Annotated in this window: 20 protein-coding genes and 1 other annotated feature (1 of these 21 cut by a window edge); of the genes, 5 read left to right on the forward strand and 15 right to left on the reverse strand. The window is 37.1% G+C overall.

What is annotated here, in order from left to right:
• Positions 1-87: 87 nt before the first annotated feature.
• From AC6CHV_RS22740 to AC6CHV_RS22775, 8 genes are all read right to left on the reverse strand, one after another.
• Positions 88-1,023 (reverse strand): YegS/Rv2252/BmrU family lipid kinase, encoded by a 936-nt coding sequence (locus tag AC6CHV_RS22740; protein WP_498079738.1) that lies wholly within the window; start codon positions 1,021-1,023, stop codon positions 88-90.
• 93 nt (positions 1,024-1,116) lie between these two features.
• Positions 1,117-1,836, reverse strand: coding sequence for an NERD domain-containing protein (locus AC6CHV_RS22745; RefSeq protein ID WP_498079739.1), 720 nt, complete (start codon positions 1,834-1,836; stop codon positions 1,117-1,119).
• A 15-nt stretch (positions 1,837-1,851) separates the two neighbouring features.
• Positions 1,852-2,538 (reverse strand): LrgB family protein, encoded by a 687-nt coding sequence (locus AC6CHV_RS22750; RefSeq protein WP_341330605.1) that lies wholly within the window; start codon positions 2,536-2,538, stop codon positions 1,852-1,854.
• A complete protein-coding gene (locus AC6CHV_RS22755) occupies positions 2,535-2,930 on the reverse strand; it encodes a CidA/LrgA family holin-like protein (protein ID WP_498079740.1) in 396 nt (131 codons plus the stop codon). The genes AC6CHV_RS22750 and AC6CHV_RS22755 overlap by 4 nt, the downstream gene beginning before the upstream one ends.
• 147 nt (positions 2,931-3,077) lie before the next feature.
• Positions 3,078-3,647 (reverse strand): RNA 2',3'-cyclic phosphodiesterase, encoded by a 570-nt coding sequence (gene thpR, locus AC6CHV_RS22760; RefSeq protein ID WP_440274133.1) that lies wholly within the window; start codon positions 3,645-3,647, stop codon positions 3,078-3,080.
• 144 nt (positions 3,648-3,791) lie between these two features.
• Positions 3,792-5,201 (reverse strand): dipeptidase PepV, encoded by a 1,410-nt coding sequence (pepV, locus tag AC6CHV_RS22765; RefSeq protein ID WP_440274132.1) that lies wholly within the window; start codon positions 5,199-5,201, stop codon positions 3,792-3,794.
• A gap of 11 nt (positions 5,202-5,212) precedes the next feature.
• Positions 5,213-6,358 (reverse strand): ABC transporter permease, encoded by a 1,146-nt coding sequence (locus AC6CHV_RS22770; RefSeq protein ID WP_498079741.1) that lies wholly within the window; start codon positions 6,356-6,358, stop codon positions 5,213-5,215.
• Entirely contained in the window at positions 6,351-7,073 is a 723-nt protein-coding gene (locus AC6CHV_RS22775) for an ABC transporter ATP-binding protein (protein WP_440274130.1), read from the reverse strand. Before AC6CHV_RS22775 ends, AC6CHV_RS22770 begins: the two co-directional genes overlap by 8 nt.
• Before the next feature lie 360 nt (positions 7,074-7,433).
• On the opposite strand from AC6CHV_RS22775, the gene AC6CHV_RS22780 reads away from it, so the two are divergent.
• Positions 7,434-7,652, forward strand: a complete 219-nt coding sequence (locus tag AC6CHV_RS22780) for a DeoR family transcriptional regulator (RefSeq protein ID WP_010678476.1) — start codon at positions 7,434-7,436, stop codon at positions 7,650-7,652.
• Between the two features lie 127 nt (positions 7,653-7,779).
• On the opposite strand, the gene AC6CHV_RS22785 is transcribed toward AC6CHV_RS22780, so the two are convergent.
• Positions 7,780-8,499: a pseudouridine synthase gene (locus AC6CHV_RS22785; protein WP_498079742.1), complete on the reverse strand. Its 720-nt coding sequence runs from the start codon at positions 8,497-8,499 to the stop codon at positions 7,780-7,782.
• 130 nt (positions 8,500-8,629) lie between these two features.
• On the opposite strand from AC6CHV_RS22785, the gene AC6CHV_RS22790 reads away from it, so the two are divergent.
• Positions 8,630-8,821: a hypothetical protein gene (locus AC6CHV_RS22790; protein WP_121447368.1), complete on the forward strand. Its 192-nt coding sequence runs from the start codon at positions 8,630-8,632 to the stop codon at positions 8,819-8,821.
• Positions 8,822-8,905: 84 nt separating this feature from the next.
• On the opposite strand, the gene AC6CHV_RS22795 is transcribed toward AC6CHV_RS22790, so the two are convergent.
• Entirely contained in the window at positions 8,906-10,534 is a 1,629-nt protein-coding gene (locus AC6CHV_RS22795; RefSeq protein WP_440274129.1) for a putative polysaccharide biosynthesis protein, read from the reverse strand.
• 407 nt (positions 10,535-10,941) lie between these two features.
• Here AC6CHV_RS22795 and AC6CHV_RS22800 point away from each other — a divergent pair, with 407 nt between their 5' ends.
• The gene (locus AC6CHV_RS22800) at positions 10,942-11,334 is read left to right on the forward strand and encodes a thiol-disulfide oxidoreductase DCC family protein (RefSeq protein WP_341330596.1); all 393 of its coding nucleotides are present in this window, start codon (positions 10,942-10,944) and stop codon (positions 11,332-11,334) included.
• A 54-nt stretch (positions 11,335-11,388) separates the two neighbouring features.
• Complete coding sequence (locus AC6CHV_RS22805) at positions 11,389-12,663, forward strand: aminoacetone oxidase family FAD-binding enzyme (protein ID WP_498079743.1); 1,275 nt, start codon at positions 11,389-11,391, stop codon at positions 12,661-12,663.
• A 32-nt stretch (positions 12,664-12,695) separates the two neighbouring features.
• Here the strand turns inward: AC6CHV_RS22805 and AC6CHV_RS22810 are convergent, their stop codons facing one another.
• The 4 genes from AC6CHV_RS22810 to AC6CHV_RS22825 all read right to left on the reverse strand — a co-directional run bounded on the left by AC6CHV_RS22810 (position 12,696) and on the right by AC6CHV_RS22825 (position 15,078).
• Positions 12,696-12,881 (reverse strand): sporulation protein Cse60, encoded by a 186-nt coding sequence (locus AC6CHV_RS22810; protein ID WP_440274127.1) that lies wholly within the window; start codon positions 12,879-12,881, stop codon positions 12,696-12,698.
• 55 nt (positions 12,882-12,936) lie between these two features.
• Positions 12,937-13,497: a hypothetical protein gene (locus AC6CHV_RS22815; RefSeq protein ID WP_440274126.1), complete on the reverse strand. Its 561-nt coding sequence runs from the start codon at positions 13,495-13,497 to the stop codon at positions 12,937-12,939.
• A gap of 548 nt (positions 13,498-14,045) precedes the next feature.
• Positions 14,046-14,576, reverse strand: coding sequence for a hypothetical protein (locus AC6CHV_RS22820; RefSeq protein ID WP_498079744.1), 531 nt, complete (start codon positions 14,574-14,576; stop codon positions 14,046-14,048).
• A 202-nt stretch (positions 14,577-14,778) separates the two neighbouring features.
• Positions 14,779-15,078 (reverse strand): rhodanese-like domain-containing protein, encoded by a 300-nt coding sequence (locus AC6CHV_RS22825; RefSeq protein ID WP_440274310.1) that lies wholly within the window; start codon positions 15,076-15,078, stop codon positions 14,779-14,781.
• 158 nt (positions 15,079-15,236) lie between these two features.
• On the opposite strand from AC6CHV_RS22825, the gene AC6CHV_RS22830 reads away from it, so the two are divergent.
• On the forward strand, positions 15,237-16,286 hold the full coding sequence (locus AC6CHV_RS22830; RefSeq protein ID WP_440274311.1) for a M42 family metallopeptidase: 1,050 nt from the start codon (positions 15,237-15,239) through the stop codon (positions 16,284-16,286).
• A 68-nt stretch (positions 16,287-16,354) separates the two neighbouring features.
• Here AC6CHV_RS22830 and leuS read toward each other — a convergent pair whose 3' ends face one another.
• Positions 16,355-18,772 carry a leucine--tRNA ligase gene (gene leuS / locus AC6CHV_RS22835; RefSeq protein WP_440274312.1) on the reverse strand — a complete coding sequence of 806 codons (2,418 nt, stop codon included), beginning with the start codon at positions 18,770-18,772 and terminating at the stop codon, positions 16,355-16,357.
• Between the two features lie 68 nt (positions 18,773-18,840).
• Positions 18,841-19,036, reverse strand: a binding site (T-box leader); it runs 38 nt beyond the window's last position.

A 19,036-nucleotide genomic window follows, 5' to 3' on the forward strand; every position in this document is an offset into this window, starting at 1 on the left:
GTTCATTTACAATTAAAGTCAAGATAAAGAAACTTTTTCGCTATAAAAAATAGCAAAAATAACACAGGCAAATAGTACCAAATAGGATTATTCGACCAAAAAAGGTATTTGTCGATGCTGAACATCAACCTTAACTGGAGTTTGGCCAATGAATTCGCCATCCGTATGAACGAACATATTCTCATCTGATTCAATACGGATAGTTACACCTTTATGCTGCGCAATTTCCTTAAACTTAGTATGAGTTCCGAAGAAAACGGTCACAAATACAAATAAAAGTTTGATTCTTGAAAGATGATGAACGATTGTAACATCAAATAAACCATCTGTTGTCTTTGCCTGTGGCGCTATTTTCATACCTCCGCCATAAAAAGGTTGATTTGAAACGGTCACAAACCAAACATCTTCATAATGGAATTCTTTTCCGTCAATGCTTACTGCAACGTTCGTAAGGCGATAAGTAAAAAGGAGGCGAATCAGTGCAAAGACATATGCTAATGAGCCGAGATGCACCTTATTTAAGTATTTTTTTATTTGCGATTCATTTGTTTGCTTCGCAACTGCAGCGTCAAAACCTGTTCCTAAGCTACTCACAAAATAGGAGCTCTTTGTTTTCCCTTGAATCTTGCATTTTCCGATATCAAACAATTTTCCCTTACCTGATTTATTGCGAATAATAAAGGAGAGTGCATCTAATGGAGAACTTGGCACATTAAAACCTCTTGAAAAATCATTACCAGAGCCAGCTGGGATATATCCCACCTTAATCTCAGGATAATACACCATTCCATTCACGACTTCATTAATGGTTCCATCACCCCCAACAGCGACGACAGCCTCCACCTTAACATCGAACATTGAACCGATTTGTCGCGCCAATTCACCTGCATGATTTGGGTATTTTGTGAAGAAAGAACGATAGTGGATCTTTTTCTGTTCTAATTCATGTTTAAGCTGGTTCCAGACTTTTAGTCCCTTTCCATTACCAGCCTGTTTATTTACAATAAAAATCAATAGTTTCATAGTTTATCCTCAAAAGAATATGACATTCATGACTTAATAGTATTTTATATTCTTAGAGATGACAATAGAAAAAGTGTGCATTCATTTACACCCCTATTCCATCCTACGCACACAAACTGTATGACAGTATTGTAGTAACGCATTGCATGCTTTTAATTGCATATGTTTTAATGGAGAACTTGTATTTCGCAAACCAGTAAACCACTCTTCATATTTTCTTTTTTCCACTAAATCCACATCAAATGGTGCAAGCGGAAAATCAATATAGCCTGTACGATTCAATATCACTTTCCGAATTGGTAGCACGATATCATATAAAGAATAAATCGTACGAACGATACCATCCATTCGATCAAGCTCAATCATCGGTGATAACACTTTTTTATCATGCTTTCCTTTTCGTTCAATCCAAAACCTATCATTTGAACCGATAAATACACTATTTTCTACCCCTTCAAGAATGGTAATTAACCAAGTTGTCGTCGGACTAATCATGATAATTTCCACTTCAACCGGCGCATTTTTCAACTTGAATATGGGTCTATATAACACAAGATACGTATCTGGAAATCGCTGAAGAAAGTATTTTAAATTATGATCCTTGTAAAATTCCTTATCTATATATGATTTTTCCCGAATCGTAGAGCTTGCCCATTTCATTTGAAAATCAAAGATATGATCAAGAAAATGTTGTTTCTCTACCGTTGTCTGTTCCCATTGTTTTCTTTTTTGACGGATAAACTGGCCTGGATACCGAAACATATCAATTTCATACCTAGATATATAATCCTGCAATTTTATTAGTTGTCCCAACTTCTTTTCACCTCATTATAGAAAAAAAGAAAACAAAACTGGCAATATGATTGATGTGTAGACCGCACTTAAAATCATCGCAATCGAGCTTATTGCCCCTTGATTTGTTCCTATTTCCAATGCCCTAGCTGTGCCAATACCATGTGATGCGGTCCCAAATCCTAAACCAACACCGACAAAGTGATTGACCTTTACCATTTTTAAAAGAAGTGGACCAAACATCGCACCCGAAATTCCCGCAAACATTACATATACGGCAGCCAATGCGGGAATTCCACCCGTCATGCTTGCAATATCCATAGCAACCGGAGATGTAACTGATTTTGGAGCAATAGAAAGGATGATATCTGAATCGATGCCTAAAACTTTTGAAAAATATATTCCTGTAATAATTCCTGTCGTAGAACCTACAAAGACGCCAATGATAATCGGAATGAAAAATTCCTTTAACGATTTGCGATTTTGATACAAAGGATAGGCCAATGCCACAACTGCAGGTCCGAGTAGCTCATCTATCCATTTTCCACCCAACATATAAGTTTTATAAGGGATTGAGAAAAATAACAAAATAATAAGAACCACAAGGGTAGTTGTTGCAATTGGTACTAGTAACGGGTGAGAATATCGTTTATACAGACGCGTCATCAACAGAAAAATAGTGATTGTACAAACGATTGAGCTGATCGCATATAGAGTATTCATGCTCCAAAGCCCTCCTCAATATTCGTGCTTTGTTTTTGTTGCTTTCTAGCTGCTAATTTATCACCAACTATACCTGATGTAAGCATAACTAGAATTGTACTTAACAACACAATGGCAACCGTAATAAAACCCTTCCCTTTGAAAAAGGGGAGATAATCCATGATCCCGACAGTTGCTGGCACAAAGAGCAGTGCCAAATACGCAAGTAAAAATTGAGCCCCTTCTCCAAGCCACTTTTCTTTAATGATGTTGGTTTGTAACAAGATAAATAACAAAATCATCCCAATAATACTACCTGGAATAGATGTGTGTAAAAGCCCTTGTATCAACGTTCCGACCCAATAAATCATATATAAAATGGCAATTTGAAAACAAATCTTAACAAATCTCATCGTAAAACTTCCCCTTTTAATACGTGTTCAAAAATTAGACAAATCAGTAGCCAGTAGATAAAGAAACGGCAGTCTCGAGGACCAGAGAGGCCGAGTGAAGCAGATATCTGAAGTTTATCATTTGGAATTTTTTTGAACATCGCCTTTTTAGCTCAATGAAAAAATCGATAACGGCTGATACTTTGGCGTTCGATTCAAGTGAGTTTGATATAACACAAAATGTTCTGCTTTAAATAGTGACTGATCTTCCTTAGGTTGTACGATTTCATTTAAATCATTTGTAGAAAAAGGGGTTTCAGATTTCCATTTTCTTGCCATAGTTATATGTGGAGTAAACTTTCGTTTATCAAGTGAAAAACCCAAGTCCGTGCACGCTTGATAAATATCTTTTTGAAGAGCTATTAATGGTTCGCTTTCTTCTACTCCAGCCCATAAGATACGAGGAGAATCTGATTTACCAAACGTTCCTAGCCCATTGAGTTGAAGAGTAAAGTGTTGATGCTCCTTAGCGATTTCCGGCATTTCTTTTTTGATGGAAGTCAACTGTTTAAACGATGCCTGCCCCCCTAAAAAAGCAAGCGTAATGTGTAAATCCTCAGGATGAACCCATGACTTAAACGGTAGGCGTGGGTCCAGCATTTTCCGCCATTTAAACAAGAGCTCTTTTGTCTCTGGAGGAAGTGCAAGTGCAAGAAAGTAGTGAGTTTGATGCTCCATTTTTTAAGCTCCTTTTTTGACATAATTTATTTACCCATTTTAGCAAACTTACGGATAAAGGGAAACTAGGGGGATTCTCTCGGAGTTAGCACTTACTTCTATATCCTAATTTAAAAGCCCGCCATCAGGGCGGGCTCCAGCATCTTATTTCGCTAATTCATAAATTGCTTGAGCATAGATTGCTGTTGCCGCAACTAAATCATCTACTAAAATAAATTCATCTTTTTGGTGGGCAACATCCGGACGACCTGGAAACAATGGTCCAAATGCCACACCTGCTTTTAATGACCTTGCATATGTTCCTCCACCAATTGAAACCAAAGTAGCCTCTTCACCAGTTTGCTGTTCATAGACTTTTTGAAGTGTTTGAATTAGTGGATGATTCTTGTCAACATGGTGTGGTGAAGAATTACTGTAATTCGTAAGCTCGAATCCGAACTTCTCACATATTTCCTCAAGTTTCTTCTTCGTTCCTTCCATATCATTTGTTACTGGATAACGTAAATTTAATCCTAATCTTCCACCATTCATTGATGAATAGGAAAGCTTTCCAACATTTATGGTTAGATCACCCGTAATGTCATCACGATAAGCGACACCAAGACTTCTTCCTCTTGAATCACCAACGAAATATTCATGAATGAAGTTTATATATTGCCTTGCTTGTTCATCTAATGAAAATCCTTGTAAAAAGGTTGCCAAATATAAGCCCGCATTTTTTCCATGGTCTGGCTCCATCCCATGAGCAGACACACCTTCAAGCTGAAAAATGACGGTATCTTCATCACATATGCCACGACCTTCTAATGTATTTTTATGTAAAAATCCTTGGAAATCATTCACCATTTCTTGAAGATTTGCTTTCCCTTCAAGCTTGGCTTCTGCAAAATCAGGAACCATGTTGTAGCGTCTCCCAGAACTGAACGATTCTAACAGAAGATCACCATCAGAAACTTGATCCGATTTTTGAACCATATCAAAATCAGCGATTCCTTTTTCAGCATAAATAATTGGGAAATCCGCATCTGGTGCGAAGCCCATTGTCGGCATTTCTTCGTGCTTAAAATAATGGTCCACACAGCGCCAATCACTTTCTTCATCCGTTCCAATGATCATTCTAACACGCTTAGAAAGTGGCAAATTTAGTTCTTTCACTATTTTCATTGCGTAATATGCAGCCATCGTTGGACCTTTATCATCGAGTGAGCCTCTTGCAATTATTTTTCCGTCATGAATTTCTGCCCCAAATGGATCACTAGACCAGCCATCCCCTTCTGGTACAACATCAATATGGCATAAAATTCCAATCAAATCATTTCCAGAACCCATTTCAAGATGGCCTGCATATCCATCAAGGTTTTTAGCGCTAAAGCCTTCTGCACTGCCTTTGTCTAATAGATAGTGTAATGCCTCATCAATTCCCTCCCCAAACGGTGCATTTGGAGTTCCATGTTCTTCATCAAGGACACTTTTTATTCTCAAAAAATCTTGAGTATCTTTAATCATTTGATCTTTACGTTTTGTTACTTCTTCAAGCCAGTTAATCTGCTCCATTTTAATTCTCCTTACACTATGATTAAAATTAGTATTAATCCTACGATAGATATTACAGGAAGCGATATTAAATTCACAATATAGTGTTCCGCCTGTATACGAATAATATCATCTTTTCTAACATTAACGATAAAGTGATTGGACATGGTCCGCTTATATACAATCTTTATCCACATTCTTAGTATGATAATATAGCCAAAAAAGATCATACATTTAATCCAAATTGGGGGGATGACAATCAAGGCTGCCGTCGTGATGCTTGAGATTTGTAAACATTGAAACAAATACATTTTGTTCCTGAAAAGGACTTTAATAAATAATTCCTGTAAACTTTTCTGGCGATTACGTTTATTATAAATTCGTTTTGAGTTCCGATAAAATAATGAGCTTCGCTTCTTTTGATTTGGTGTTTTTTCAACATATTCGGAAAAAACAAAGATATTCCTAACATACTTCAGCTTCAGCATGTTCTCTACCTCAACATCCTTAGAAAAGGTTGTTAACTTATATATCCTTTTAGAAGATTTCACCCAGAATAAGTACCATTGAATAAGGCCAATCATTAGTAATAGAAAGGTAAACTGTTCAAGTGCCCAAGTTACAAATGAAAATGTGAAAGCACCTAATGCAACGAATAATAAAACTGTAAAAAAACCTTTTTTCCATGCCGAAACGATATCATCCAGGTATTGCTTCCATCCGAGAATAAGTGCTTTTAGACTGATAAAATAAAAGGTAACCATAAGAATTTCTAACCAAGATAAATTGTAATAATTGAATAAGAATGGCGCTAATATCCCGACAAGAATAAGTACTCCCACACTATAGCCAAGAACATATAGATTACGAGTCGATTTTTTCAAAGCCACAACAAGGTAGCGTTTTTGAAGTAAAAATAATTGGTCTGCTTCCTCCAAAAATGTCCGAATCCGACCTTCCCAGCAAAAAAAATAGAGCAAAATAAATAGAAAGGTAAGTGGGAAACCATTAACCCAGCTTGGAATTTCAGACCACCATATATAATAATGGTAGCCTCCTATCGCAAGGGCAGGAATAAATAAATAGAGGAATATGGTCCAATCTACTACACTCTTAAATACACCCCATTGATACCCAATCTCCTTACGAAATCGAGTTTTAAAAAGACTGTTATTCATTCGACGATTCACCTTGTACGATTTGGTTGAAACACTGTAAAAGTGCAGCCTCAGGAAGTTTTGCTTCTGCTCGAATATAATCAAGGTTACCCTCAGCCTTGAGCCTTCCACTCGCAACCAATAGGAAACGATCACATACCTTTTCCGCAGTATCTAATACATGTGTACACATCAGAATTCCTGCCCCTCGTTCTTTCTCATTATCGATTAGTGTTAAAAAGTCCTGCATCGCCATTGGATCTAAACCGACAAATGGTTCATCGATTATATAAATATCCGGTTTTATTAGAAAGGCAGTTATGAGCATAACCTTTTGCTGCATCCCTTTTGAGAAAGTACTTGGAAGCTTATGTATCGCCTTTTCCATATGGAAAAGGTTAACTAGTTTCATTGCCCTTTCATTAAACTGCGAATCTTCAATCCCCATTACACCCGCCGCAAGGTCTAGATGTTCCCATAATGTCAATTCATCATAAAAAACCGGGCGTTCCGGAATATAAGCATATGTATGGTTATTGATAAAATCAATCTTGCTATTTGTGTTTTCCAATAATCCAAGAATTGTTTTTATCGTTGTACTTTTACCTGCACCATTCGGTCCTATAAGCCCAACGATTTCACCTCGGCTAATTGAAAAAGAAAGATCTTCTATAATCTTATTATTTTGCTCATAGCCTGAATCCTGTATTGAGACTTCCAATAATGTCTGTTCCATTCACAACCCCTCCACCATTACATACGAAAATCATGAAAAAAGGTTTCCTTATTTTGGACGACCTTTACCAAACTGTAATTAAAATGTAAAAAACAGAATAGTAGAAATAATTTATGATAATAATAGAGGTAAATTGTAAATTCTTGAAAAAAATTGTGGAAATAGTCATACTATTCAGTTACAACTATATATATATAGCAAACGCACCTGTAAAGAGAAGAGGTGATAAAAGGTCATATATATAAGATTGTTTGTTTAAAATAAGAATACGTCATACCAATTGTTATTTTTAAAAAGCGATTTGATTAATAGGAAGACTGAGGCATGTCAGCATGTACAAAAATGATAAGGAGTGGTTTTTTGAAGCCTTCAACAAACCGTATGTTAACTCGTATCAAATCAGTCTACATGTTTATTAACGAAAAAGGGACTGTAACTACACAGGAGCTTGTTGATGAATTTGGTATAACATCAAGAACCATTCAGCGCGATTTGAATGTGTTAGCATATAATGATTTGGTTCGCAGCCCTAGCCGAGGAAAATGGACAATCACAAAAAAGAAAGTCAAAATATCTTAGCAACCAATTGTAAGGGGCGCAAGAAGAAGGTAGCAAATAACTTCACAATAGAAAGCCTATTCATACAGATACATATATAGAAACTATATTTGCAAGAAATAAAGGGCTGTCTTAATGACAGCCCTAGTTAATTTTTCGTATAGTTCTTTAATTGCAAGACCTCATTATCCGTTAACTCACGATATTCCCCTAACTCTAGAGATTCATCTAGTGGTAACGGCCCCATTTTAATCCTTTTCAAATAAATGACTCGCTTCCCTACCGATTCAAACATTCGTTTTACTTGATGGAACTTTCCTTCTTCAATGATTACTTCGATTTCAGAACGTAAACCACTGCTAATGATTCTTAGTTCCGCTGGCATAGTTTCATATCCATCATCAAGAGTAACCCCGTTTCGAAATGCCTCTACATCCTCTTGAGTTACTTCACCTTCAATAATAGCTACATAGGTTTTGGGCACATGTTTTTTTGGGGAAAGCAATTGATGTGCAAGCTGACCGTCATTTGTTAACAACAATAAACCTTCTGTATCCTTATCCAAACGTCCGACTGGAAAAGGTTTGTAAATCGTATCTTCCATCTCCAATAAATCAATAACAGTGTCATGAAGATGATCCTCAGTTGCAGATATGAAACCCTGAGGTTTATTTAACATTAGATAAATGAATTCCTTGTATTCGATTATTTCACCATGAACGGTGACTGAATCTAATTCTACATTTACATGCTTACTAGAATCTTTGGTAGCTACTCCATTTATTTGAACAGCTCCCGATTTTAATAGGCTTTTAACTTCTTTCCTACTTCCAAATCCTCGATTGGCAAGTAATTTATCAATTCGCAATGCATATACCTCCTTTTTTACTCCGCGAATACCCATTCTTAATTAGAATAGGCGTTTTATTCATTGCACAAACGCCCTTCATACATACACTGTTATTGTATTTTTATAAAGAAAAAGGAGCGATACCAATATGTATTATTATGATTATCGTCAACAACCTCAGGGCTTCTTTCCTGGATTTCCAGGTGGAGGCGGAAACGTAGACCGTCGTCTCGAACGTCTTGAGCGCCAAATCCAAAGACTAGAAAACCAGATTGATCGTTTAGACCGCCGCGTAGACCGCATTGAGCGTCGTCTTGGCCTTGGAACCTTCCAAGGCTAACTTACTTGTATGACCTTCTAACCCGGAAGAAAGATTGTTCCTCTCACACAAATGAATAAATATATTCGAAAAAAAGGCTGACACTTACTGTACAGCCTTTTTTCTATCTCTTGATAAAAATCTAAATCGATTGCCGAGGAGGACCTCCAATAGTCGCGAACGATAGGCTAAAAGCAGGTAAACAGCAGCCCCAATTACTACCCCAACTAAGAGCACGAAAACTGACTGCACCCTACCATTTTCAAATCCAACAACAAAAGATAAAAGCCATCCGATTAAAATTATAGCCGATGCCATAGCGGTTGCGAAAATAGCCATTAATAACGACCTTCTTGCAAACATTGAGTATTTATATCCTGTATGTCTTGCAATCATCCAGAAACAATATAAAATGGCCACCGTGTATCCTAAGGCTGTAGCTAGTATTGAACCAATTTCACCAAACCAGGAGATAAACGGACTATTAAAACTAATTTTGAGAATTAGCCCCATAAACAAACTTACCACTGCAAACTTTTGCTTGTTAATTCCTTGAAGAATAGCAGCTGAAATCGAATAGAAAGAAAATAGTATCGCGACAGGTGCATACCATCTTAAAATCCGACCACCAGCTTCACTCATTTCAAAAAATGCATTAAAGGCTGGATAAGCTAATACTGATAAACCAACCACGGCTGGTAATACTAACAGCACACAAATTTGAAAGGTTTTATCAATTTGACTTCTAAGTAAACTAAAGTCCCCAGATGTAAACGACTTTGTAATCGTTGGTACAAGCGTTAGACTAAATGCCGTAGCTAAAGAAACAGGAATCATAACCAATTTAGGAACCATGAAGGTGACATATGAAAATAATCCTTCAGATATATCTTTATCAACGCCGTTGCCCATCATTGTTTTGTTAAATGTAAGTTGGTCAACATATTGATAAAGCGGAATCGCAAGTCCGACAATGACAAAAGGTCCTGCATAAGAAAACAGCTCCCTAAACATCTCTTTTGTTGTCATATCTGTTTGAGGTTTACTTTTCGCGAGCATTTCATCTAAGTATGGTTTTCGCTTGAACCAATACCATAGGAGGACTGCCAAACCACCAAGCGCCCCAATAAAGGCACCAAATGTAGCCAATCCAACAGCAAATACTCTCTCTCCATCGATTATCTTCATCACAATAAAGGTTGCTGCCAGAACAAAGGAAATACGTACAATCTGTTCCACAACCTGAGAAACAGCAGTTGGTCCCATTGATTGGTGACCTTGGAAGAAGCCTCGTTGAATACTCATAATCGGAACAACCAGTAGTGCAAAACTTACCATTCGGATCACGAACGTAACATCTTCAACCGTATTTCCTGCATCTCCCCCTCCAAGAACAATTGGCGCAAGAAGCGGTGCAATTAAGTTAAGGATTGTAAAACCGACTAAACCTGTAAGCCCCATTACGACTAGCCCAGATTTATACATCCTCATTCCGGTATGATAATCACCTAAAGAATTATATTTTGAAACAAATTTAGAAACAGCAGCTGGAATTCCCGCTGTTGATATAAATAAAAAAATTGTATATTGTGCATATCCATAAGAATAAAGGGCAGATCCAAGGCTTCCGACTAAATACACGAAGGGAAACACATAGATCATTCCAAGTACTCGAGAAATATATGTAGCAAGGGTTAAAACAAACGTCCCACGCAATAGTTTCGAATCTGACATATAAAATCCCCAATCTTTACTTCTAATCAACTACGCCTTGGCGTATTGCATTTAGATTTTTTTCGAGCACGGTCGAAAAGTTTTGCTAAGAATCTGTGACATCCGCAGGAGGTTAAATTTATTCAGCCAAGGGGAACCACGGTTCTTTTATAACATTAAGCCATTTTAAAACAGTATAAAAATATATGCTACATCTGAATATAGTTAGACTAACTTATCAATTTTATCATACTTATAAAAATTATTAACCTATAATTATTTGTCGGTTTCTTGACTATTTGGCTTCTTTAGCATTGTAATGTATAGTTTAGACTTGTTAGTTTTTAATTTCAACGTATTCTATGTTTCAACTATTAATCAATCCCATGATATGATGTAATAAGGAAAACATGGGAGTGTGAAAAGCCATGAAAGATATTATTTTGTTTGATGGCGTTTGTACGTTTTGCAACAGCAGTGTCCAATTTATCCTTAAAAGAGATTGGAAACAACGTTATCTTTTTGCATCCCTTCAAAGTGAAGTGGGAAAAGACCTGTTGAGAAAACATGGTATTTCCGAAAACATAAATAGTTTCGTATTAATTGAAGGGGACTATTTTTATACAAAATCAAATGCTGCACTTAGGGTCTGTCGAAATCTCAAAGGACCATATCGTTTCCTTTCGATTTTTAGAATTGTGCCAGCACCTATCAGGGATATATTTTATCATGTAATTGCCAATAATCGTTATAAATGGTTTGGAAAACAGGAAAGCTGCACAATTCCTTCTCCTAAGGACCGCCAACGATTTTTAGATTAACTTTATTCAACTTGGCAGACTCCAAGCTGAATTTGATTATAAGGAGTGTTCTATTTGCAGTATGATGTAATTGTAATTGGAGGGGGACCTTCTGGCTTAATGGCTGCGATTGCAGCTGGAGAGCAAGGAGCGAAAGTTCTTCTTTTAGATAAAGGGAACAAGCTTGGGAGAAAGCTTGCAATTTCAGGTGGAGGGCGTTGTAATGTCACAAACCGACTCCCAATAGAAGAAATCATCAAGCATATCCCAGGTAACGGCAGATTTTTGTATAGTGCATTCTCTGTTTTTAATAACGAAGATATTATCGCATTCTTTGAAAAGTTAGGGATTCAACTTAAAGAAGAAGACCATGGCAGGATGTTTCCGACGACAAATAAAGCCCAGTCTGTTGTGGATGCCCTATTAAATAAACTTGAGTCTTTACAAGTTCATATCAAAACGGATACACCCGTTGCAAAGATCGACTATAAAGATGGCAGGGTCGCAGCTGTGCACTTAAAAAACGGTGAATACCTAGAAGCAAACTGTATCGTTGTCGCTGTCGGCGGTAAATCTGTACCACAAACAGGTTCAACTGGTGACGGATATGCATGGGCAAAGGCTGCCGGTCATACAATCACAGACCTCTTCCCTACGGAGGTTCCGGTAACATCAAACGAAGATTTTATTAAAAATAAAGCCTTACAAGGACTGGCATTACGAGATGTTGCTGTTAGTGTTCTGAATCCTAAAGGTAAGACGGTAATTACCCATCAAATGGACATGTTGTTTACTCATTTCGGAATTTCGGGACCTGCCATTTTACGCTGCAGCCAGTTTGTTGTAAAGACGATGAAAAAGTTTAAAGTAGATCATGTAGTCATTAGTATTGATGCGCTTCCTGCGATGAACGAAGAGCAAATTTTTCAACAGATATTGAAATTAGTGAAAGAAGAGCCTAAAAAGGCTTTAAAAAATATCTTAAAAGGATTTTTACCAGAAAGATATTTACTATTTTTATTAGAAAGAAATGAGATTGACCCACAGGTTACATTTGCAAACTTGTCTCATGATCGCATTCGTGCATTTGCTAAGGATTGTAAACAATTCCAATTCACAGTAAATGGCACTTTGCCAATTGAGAAAGCATTTGTAACTGGTGGTGGTGTTTCAATCAAAGAAATTCATCCAAAGGAAATGGAATCAAAACTCATGAAGGGACTCTTTTTCTGCGGAGAAATTCTTGATATACACGGATATACGGGGGGCTACAATATAACATCAGCCCTTGTGACGGGGAGATTAGCAGGCGAAAACGCAGGTAAACAAGCATCAGCCATACGAAAATAAAGTAGAGCCTAACACACTGTATTTATTGTGGGTTAGGCTCTATATATAACCATTGCAGAAAAACAAAAAATTTGGTCATCCTCTTGATCGCAAGATACGCCGACCTGGAATTTGATATCAATAATATCTCCTTCTCCAATCTGTTCTAAAAAGCGGTTCATCTTATGTTCGAGGTCCTTTTCATGTTCTTCATCAAAAATCCTTACCTTCAAAGCCACAAACTCCACCTCCAATACTAGTATTGACAGAGTTTTAGACTTATAAGCTTACAAATTAAGATTTTTTCATTTTTTTACGGAAGAACAGTCCTATAACTAGGATAATGACACTGATGGCAAGATACAAAAACACATTTGAGTTTCCTAATTCATTTTGCAAATCTACTTGTTTGGTGGGGGATTTCCCCTGGCCAAGCATCGCTAAATCGTCCCCTGCTGCAGATAATAATGCCGTCCTCTCGCACAACCCTGTTTCTAAATTATTAATTTCCCCATAGGCATAGACAATATATTCCTTATCTAATTCAAATTCATACCCGCAGCTTGCACTAGATCTTGCAGCGCTTACAATAACTTGAGAACTATCAACACCTTTCCAACTATCAGTGACTTCAAATAACACTTTAATCGGATCGGCACTTGATTTAATGTAGGAAAGTTTATTTTCATCTTCCATTTTAATGACTCTACCAGAAAATACGGCCGTTTTTCTATTTAACTCATCCTTTACAGATTCAGGATAGGCACATGAACATGCAGTTGCCTGACGTGGGAACAAACCAATAAAAATCAAGAAAAGTAACACTAAAACAAGTATCTCTTTTATATATTTCATTTCGTATACCCCCTTTAAGGTATAGTCGAAAAAAGGAACGTAAGGGTTGCAAAAAAAGCTTCTAGATTTATTTTCACAATATAAATGACTAATAAACCGGAATGGATCTGGGTTTTTCTATGTTTTTTTCTGCTTTATCCATATGTAATACCTTTTTCCACTATTATCCGAAAGTCACTTCTTATCCGATACTTATACCATGTTCCTTTTTTATCCAATAGTTACCTCTTATCCGCTGCTTTTGCCATGGCCTTTTCCTCTTTTTTTCCCAGAAGTCACTTCTTAATCCTATACTTTTGCCATGGCCCTTCCCTCTTTTTCCAGAAGTCGCTCCTTATCCAATACTTATGCCATGACCTTTTCCTCTTTTATCCAGAAGTCACTTCTTATCCGATACTTATGCCATGACTTTTTCCTCTTTTATCCAGAAGTCACTCCTTATCCGATACTTATGCCATGACTTTTTCCTCTTTTTTCCCAGAGGTCACTTCTTATCCGCATCATATGTTTTTCAATAGTGCGCCCTTATACTTCCCCATATGAAAGAATTAGTTCATTTCCTTTCTTGCAAAAAGACCTGTAAATAAAAAGCAGGTGATGAAAGCGACTAGGGTTACGGTGATGGCCATGACGAGTCCGATGAATGCCATAAAGGTATCGTCCCCTGGAAATTGTGGTTCAAGAGTGACAATCATATAAGCGAAAACAAGTGTAAGGATTAAATAAAAGCTACTGCCTAGAAACCCTCTTAGTAAACGCCCCTTTTTATCACCTTTCCAGGCATTCAAAAGGATAATCCATGCAATCAGACTTACTAGAACAGCTCCCACCATAATGAATAAATGGATGTAAGGGATCATTAAGAAACTAAGTCCATAGAGTATTAATAAAGTAGAGCCAAATAAAATGGCATTCAAAACAAAAAGAAATAAACCACTGAGCCATGGATTTTGGAACCAATTATAGCTTGATAGTTTATTTACTATGCGATTATTGGTACCTATGTAATTCACAAGTTTGTTTTTATAAATTCCTAAAATAATCACTAATAAAATACCGAGCAATAAAGTAAGTGTCATTTCTTTCCCTCCAAATGTTATATATTATCATCCTAACCAATATTTTATTGTTTTTCAATAAAATATTACCGTTATTTACTATTTTATTATTGTTTTTAAAAAATAAAAACGTGAATCCTTTATAAATTCACGTTTAATTACTTATTAATATTTAATTTTTATATCTCTTATCAGGAATTATTGGAGGAAGCCTTGCCAAATATTACTTCGTTTCTCCTGTCCAATTCATCATTCCACCAACCATGTTTCGGACTTTATAGCCTTGGTCATCTAGATATGCACAGACATTGAAGCTTCTACCACCAGAGCGGCAAATTATGATGTATTCCTGGTCTTTATCAAAATAATCGAGATTTGCTGGAATTTCTCCCATTTTAATATGCTTTGCTCCAGGGATCATTCCCTCTGCTACTTCTTCATCTTCACGAACATCAACAAGCTCTAACTTATCGCCTGCCTCGAGCTTTTGTTTCAGTTCTTCAGTTGTTATTTCTTCAATCATTAGGTCCCATCCTTTCACTTTCTATCTCGACCATTATAGCAAACCGAAATTGTGGATTACAATTTTTCAAAACTCAAGTTTTCCATATTCTTGAAAGCTAGAATTTCTTTTTAAAAAAGAGTATGCTATAACTAGCTGAAAACAAGGGGGAAAAGAAGTTGACTTATCCAAATACAGACGAAACCATTCAACTTATCAAAGAACTAGTTTCAATTCCAAGTCCATCTGGAAACACTAACGAAGTGATTAGTTTCGTTGAAAATCTTTTAAAAGAGGCAAATGTAGATACATACCGAAACCGAAAAGGCGGACTAATTGCTACTATTCCTGGTAAAGACACACAAAAACACCGGATGCTCACAGCCCATGTGGACACATTAGGTGCTATTGTAAAAGAAATTAAACCAAGTGGTCGATTAAAACTTGATCTAATTGGTGGATTTAAATACAACTCCATTGAAGGAGAATACTGCCGAATTGAAACTTCAACTGGCAAATTTTTTACTGGGACAATATTAATGCATCAGCAATCTGTTCACGTATACAAGGATGCAGGTAAAGCTGAACGCAACCAAGATAATATGGAAGTCCGGATTGACGAAAAAGTAAAAAACTCGGATGAAGTTAGAGCTCTTGGTATAGAAGTTGGTGACTTTGTTTCATTTGACCCACGTGTAGAAGTAACAGCTAATGGCTTTATCAAATCTCGTCATCTGGATGACAAAGCAAGCGTTGGTATTCTGCTTCAATTGATTAAGCAAATCAAGGCAGAGAATATTGAGCTTCCATATACAACTCATTTTCTTATTTCTAATAATGAAGAAATTGGCTATGGCGGTAACTCCAATATCACACCCGAAACAGTAGAGTATTTAGCAGTAGATATGGGGGCAATGGGGGACGGTCAATCAACCGATGAATATACAGTTTCCATTTGTGTGAAGGATGCTAGTGGACCTTATCATTATGCGTTCCGCAAAAAACTTGTCCAACTTGCGGAAAAACATGAAATCGGGTATAAGTTAGATATTTATCCATATTATGGATCTGACGCATCTGCAGCTATTCGTTCTGGGCATGATATTATCCATGGATTAATCGGACCTGGAATCGACTCTTCCCACGCATTTGAGCGAACACATAAAGATTCAATTGAAAACACTACAAAGCTACTCTATCATTATCTACAATCTGGAATGGTGGAGTAAATGGTACGGATGCCATTGTGGCTCCTTTAGAATGTTAAAAGCCCTCCAAAACGGAGGGCTTTTTACTATTAATTGGCTACAATATTTACAAGCTTACCTGGTACTGCTATAACTTTGCGGACTGTTTTTCCTTCGATTTGTTCTTTTACAGGATCAGCACCCATCGCGATTTGCTCAAGTACTTCTTTTGAAGCATCTGCCGGAACATGAAGCTTTGCTTTTACTTTTCCATTCACTTGGATAACAATCTCGATCTCAGCTTCAACTAATTTTGCTTCATCAAATGCTGGCCATGACTCATATGCAATAGATCCTGTATTGCCAAGCTTCTCCCAAAGTTCTTCAGCCAAGTGAGGAGCAACTGGAGAAAGAAGTTTTACAAAGCCTTCAATAAACGACTTAGGCAATTCAATTGCTTTGTATGCATCATTGATGAATACCATCAATTGTGAAATTGCCGTATTAAAATGTAATGCTTCATAGTCTTCTGTTACCTTTTTCACTGTTTGGTGATACACACGTTCAAGTGTAGTATCGTTTGAATCAGCTTTAACTTTGGATGTTAAGCTACCATTGTCATCGACAAGTAAGCGCCAGATTCGATCTAAGAAACGACGAGAACCATCTAGGCCGTTTGTTGACCAAGCAATGGAAGCATCTAATGGTCCCATGAACATTTCGTATAAACGAAGAGTGTCTGCGCCATGAGATTCAATGATGTCATCAGGGTTTACTACATTTCCTTTTGACTTACTCATTTTTTCGTTACCTTCTCCAAGAATCATACCTTGGTTGAACAACTTTTGGAATGGTTCTTTCGTTGTAACGACACCGATATCATATAAAACTTTATGCCAGAATCTAGCATAAAGTAAGTGAAGTACTGCATGCTCTGCTCCACCAATATAAATATCAACTGGCAACCATTCTTTTAATTTTTCCGGATCTGCGATGGCTTGATCATTATGTGGATCAATGTAGCGTAAATAATACCAACAGCTGCCTGCCCATTGTGGCATTGTGTTAGTTTCACGACGGCCTTTTTTGCCAGTCTTTTTATCAACTACATTTACCCATTCTGAGATATTTGCAAGCGGTGATTCACCAGTTCCGGAAGGTTTGATTTCTTTCGTTTTTGGAAGCACAAGTGGAAGTTCTTCCTCAGGAACAGTAGTCATTGTTCCATCTTCCCATTGAATCACTGGAATTGGTTCACCCCAATAGCGCTGGCGGCTAAATAACCAATCACGTAATTTGTAGGTAATTTCTTTTTTACCTAACTTATTTTCTTCTAGCCATGCAATCATTTTTGAAATGGCCTCTTCTTTATTTAATCCATTTAGGAAATCTGAATTAACATGCTCACCGTCACCAGTATATGCTTCTTTGGAAACATCACCGCCAGCTACGACTTCCTTAATCGGCAATTCAAATTTTTGTGCAAATTCATAGTCACGCTCATCATGAGCTGGAACTGCCATTATAGCTCCTGTTCCATAACTCATTAGGACATAATCGGCAATCCAGATTGGCATTTTTTCTTGGTTAACAGGGTTAACGGCATATGCACCAGTGAATACACCTGTTTTATCTTTTGCTAGATCTGTACGCTCTAAATCACTCTTACTTTTGATTTTATCTAGGTAATCACTGACTGCTCCTTTTTGTTCAGTAGTCGTGATTTTATCAACAAATGGATGCTCTGGCGCAAGTACTGCATAAGTAGCACCAAATAAAGTGTCTGGACGTGTTGTGAACACGGTAAATGTTTCTTCATGTCCATCAATTTTAAAGGTTACATGCGCTCCCTCTGAACGTCCAATCCAGTTACGCTGCATTTCTTTTAAACTTTCTGGCCAATCAAGCTCATCCAAATCCTGTAATAAACGTTCTGCATATGCAGTAATTTTTAATACCCATTGTCTCATTGGGCGTCTTTCAACAGGATGGCCACCACGTTCACTTTTCCCATCGATTACTTCTTCGTTTGCAAGTACAGTTCCTAACGCAGGGCACCAGTTTACAGGAATTTCATCTACATATGCTAAACCTTTTTCAAACAACTTTGTGAAAATCCATTGTGTCCATTTATAGTAATTAGGATCTGTTGTGTTAATTTCACGATCCCAATCATATGAAAATCCAAGTTCTTTAATTTGACGGCGGAAGGTATTGATATTTTTTTCCGTGAACTCAGCAGGATCGTTTCCAGTATCTAAAGCATATTGCTCAGCCGGCAAACCGAATGCATCCCACCCCATTGGATGAAGAACATTGTATCCTTGCATACGCTTCATTCTTGCTAAAATATCAGTAGCCGTATATCCTTCAGGGTGACCAACGTGAAGTCCCGCTCCTGAAGGATATGGGAACATGTCTAACGCATAGAATTTACGTTTTCCTTGTTCTTCAGTTGTCTTAAATGTTTTGTTCTGTTCCCAGTACTGCTGCCATTTTTTCTCGATCTTTTGGTGATTAAAACTCATAAGACTTCCTCCTTAATCAGTTACAAATGCTAAAAAGACTAATAAAAAAACAAAAAACCCCTAATCCCAAAAGGGACGAGAGGATATGTATTCTTCCCGCGGTACCACCCACATTAGTGACAAATTGTGCACTCACTTCATTCATCCTTAACGCGGATCATACGACAAGCACTAATTTGCACATTTGCAGTTCATGCTTATTGCTCAAAGGCGAGTTCATGTTCATCAACGATTGACTTGCACCACCCGTCAACTCTCTAACAC

Source organism: Ferdinandcohnia sp. GQ5 (assembly GCF_059759275.1).

What these genes read in the sequence shown, in the direction of transcription:
- AC6CHV_RS22740 (WP_498079738.1), bottom strand. Translation starts at nt 1,023, where the DNA reads ATGAAACTATTGATTTTTATTGTAAATAAACAGGCTGGTAATGGAAAG.
- AC6CHV_RS22750 (WP_341330605.1), bottom strand. Translation starts at nt 2,538, where the DNA reads ATGAATACTCTATATGCGATCAGCTCAATCGTTTGTACAATCACTATT.
- AC6CHV_RS22755 (WP_498079740.1), bottom strand. Translation starts at nt 2,930, where the DNA reads ATGAGATTTGTTAAGATTTGTTTTCAAATTGCCATTTTATATATGATT.
- thpR (WP_440274133.1), bottom strand. Translation starts at nt 3,647, where the DNA reads ATGGAGCATCAAACTCACTACTTTCTTGCACTTGCACTTCCTCCAGAG.
- pepV (WP_440274132.1), bottom strand. Translation starts at nt 5,201, where the DNA reads ATGGAGCAGATTAACTGGCTTGAAGAAGTAACAAAACGTAAAGATCAA.
- AC6CHV_RS22770 (WP_498079741.1), bottom strand. Translation starts at nt 6,358, where the DNA reads ATGAATAACAGTCTTTTTAAAACTCGATTTCGTAAGGAGATTGGGTAT.
- AC6CHV_RS22775 (WP_440274130.1), bottom strand. Translation starts at nt 7,073, where the DNA reads ATGGAACAGACATTATTGGAAGTCTCAATACAGGATTCAGGCTATGAG.
- AC6CHV_RS22790 (WP_121447368.1), top strand. Translation starts at nt 8,630, where the DNA reads ATGTATTATTATGATTATCGTCAACAACCTCAGGGCTTCTTTCCTGGA.
- AC6CHV_RS22795 (WP_440274129.1), bottom strand. Translation starts at nt 10,534, where the DNA reads ATGTCAGATTCGAAACTATTGCGTGGGACGTTTGTTTTAACCCTTGCT.
- AC6CHV_RS22800 (WP_341330596.1), top strand. Translation starts at nt 10,942, where the DNA reads ATGAAAGATATTATTTTGTTTGATGGCGTTTGTACGTTTTGCAACAGC.
- AC6CHV_RS22815 (WP_440274126.1), bottom strand. Translation starts at nt 13,497, where the DNA reads ATGAAATATATAAAAGAGATACTTGTTTTAGTGTTACTTTTCTTGATT.
- AC6CHV_RS22820 (WP_498079744.1), bottom strand. Translation starts at nt 14,576, where the DNA reads ATGACACTTACTTTATTGCTCGGTATTTTATTAGTGATTATTTTAGGA.
- AC6CHV_RS22825 (WP_440274310.1), bottom strand. Translation starts at nt 15,078, where the DNA reads ATGATTGAAGAAATAACAACTGAAGAACTGAAACAAAAGCTCGAGGCA.
- leuS (WP_440274312.1), bottom strand. Translation starts at nt 18,772, where the DNA reads ATGAGTTTTAATCACCAAAAGATCGAGAAAAAATGGCAGCAGTACTGG.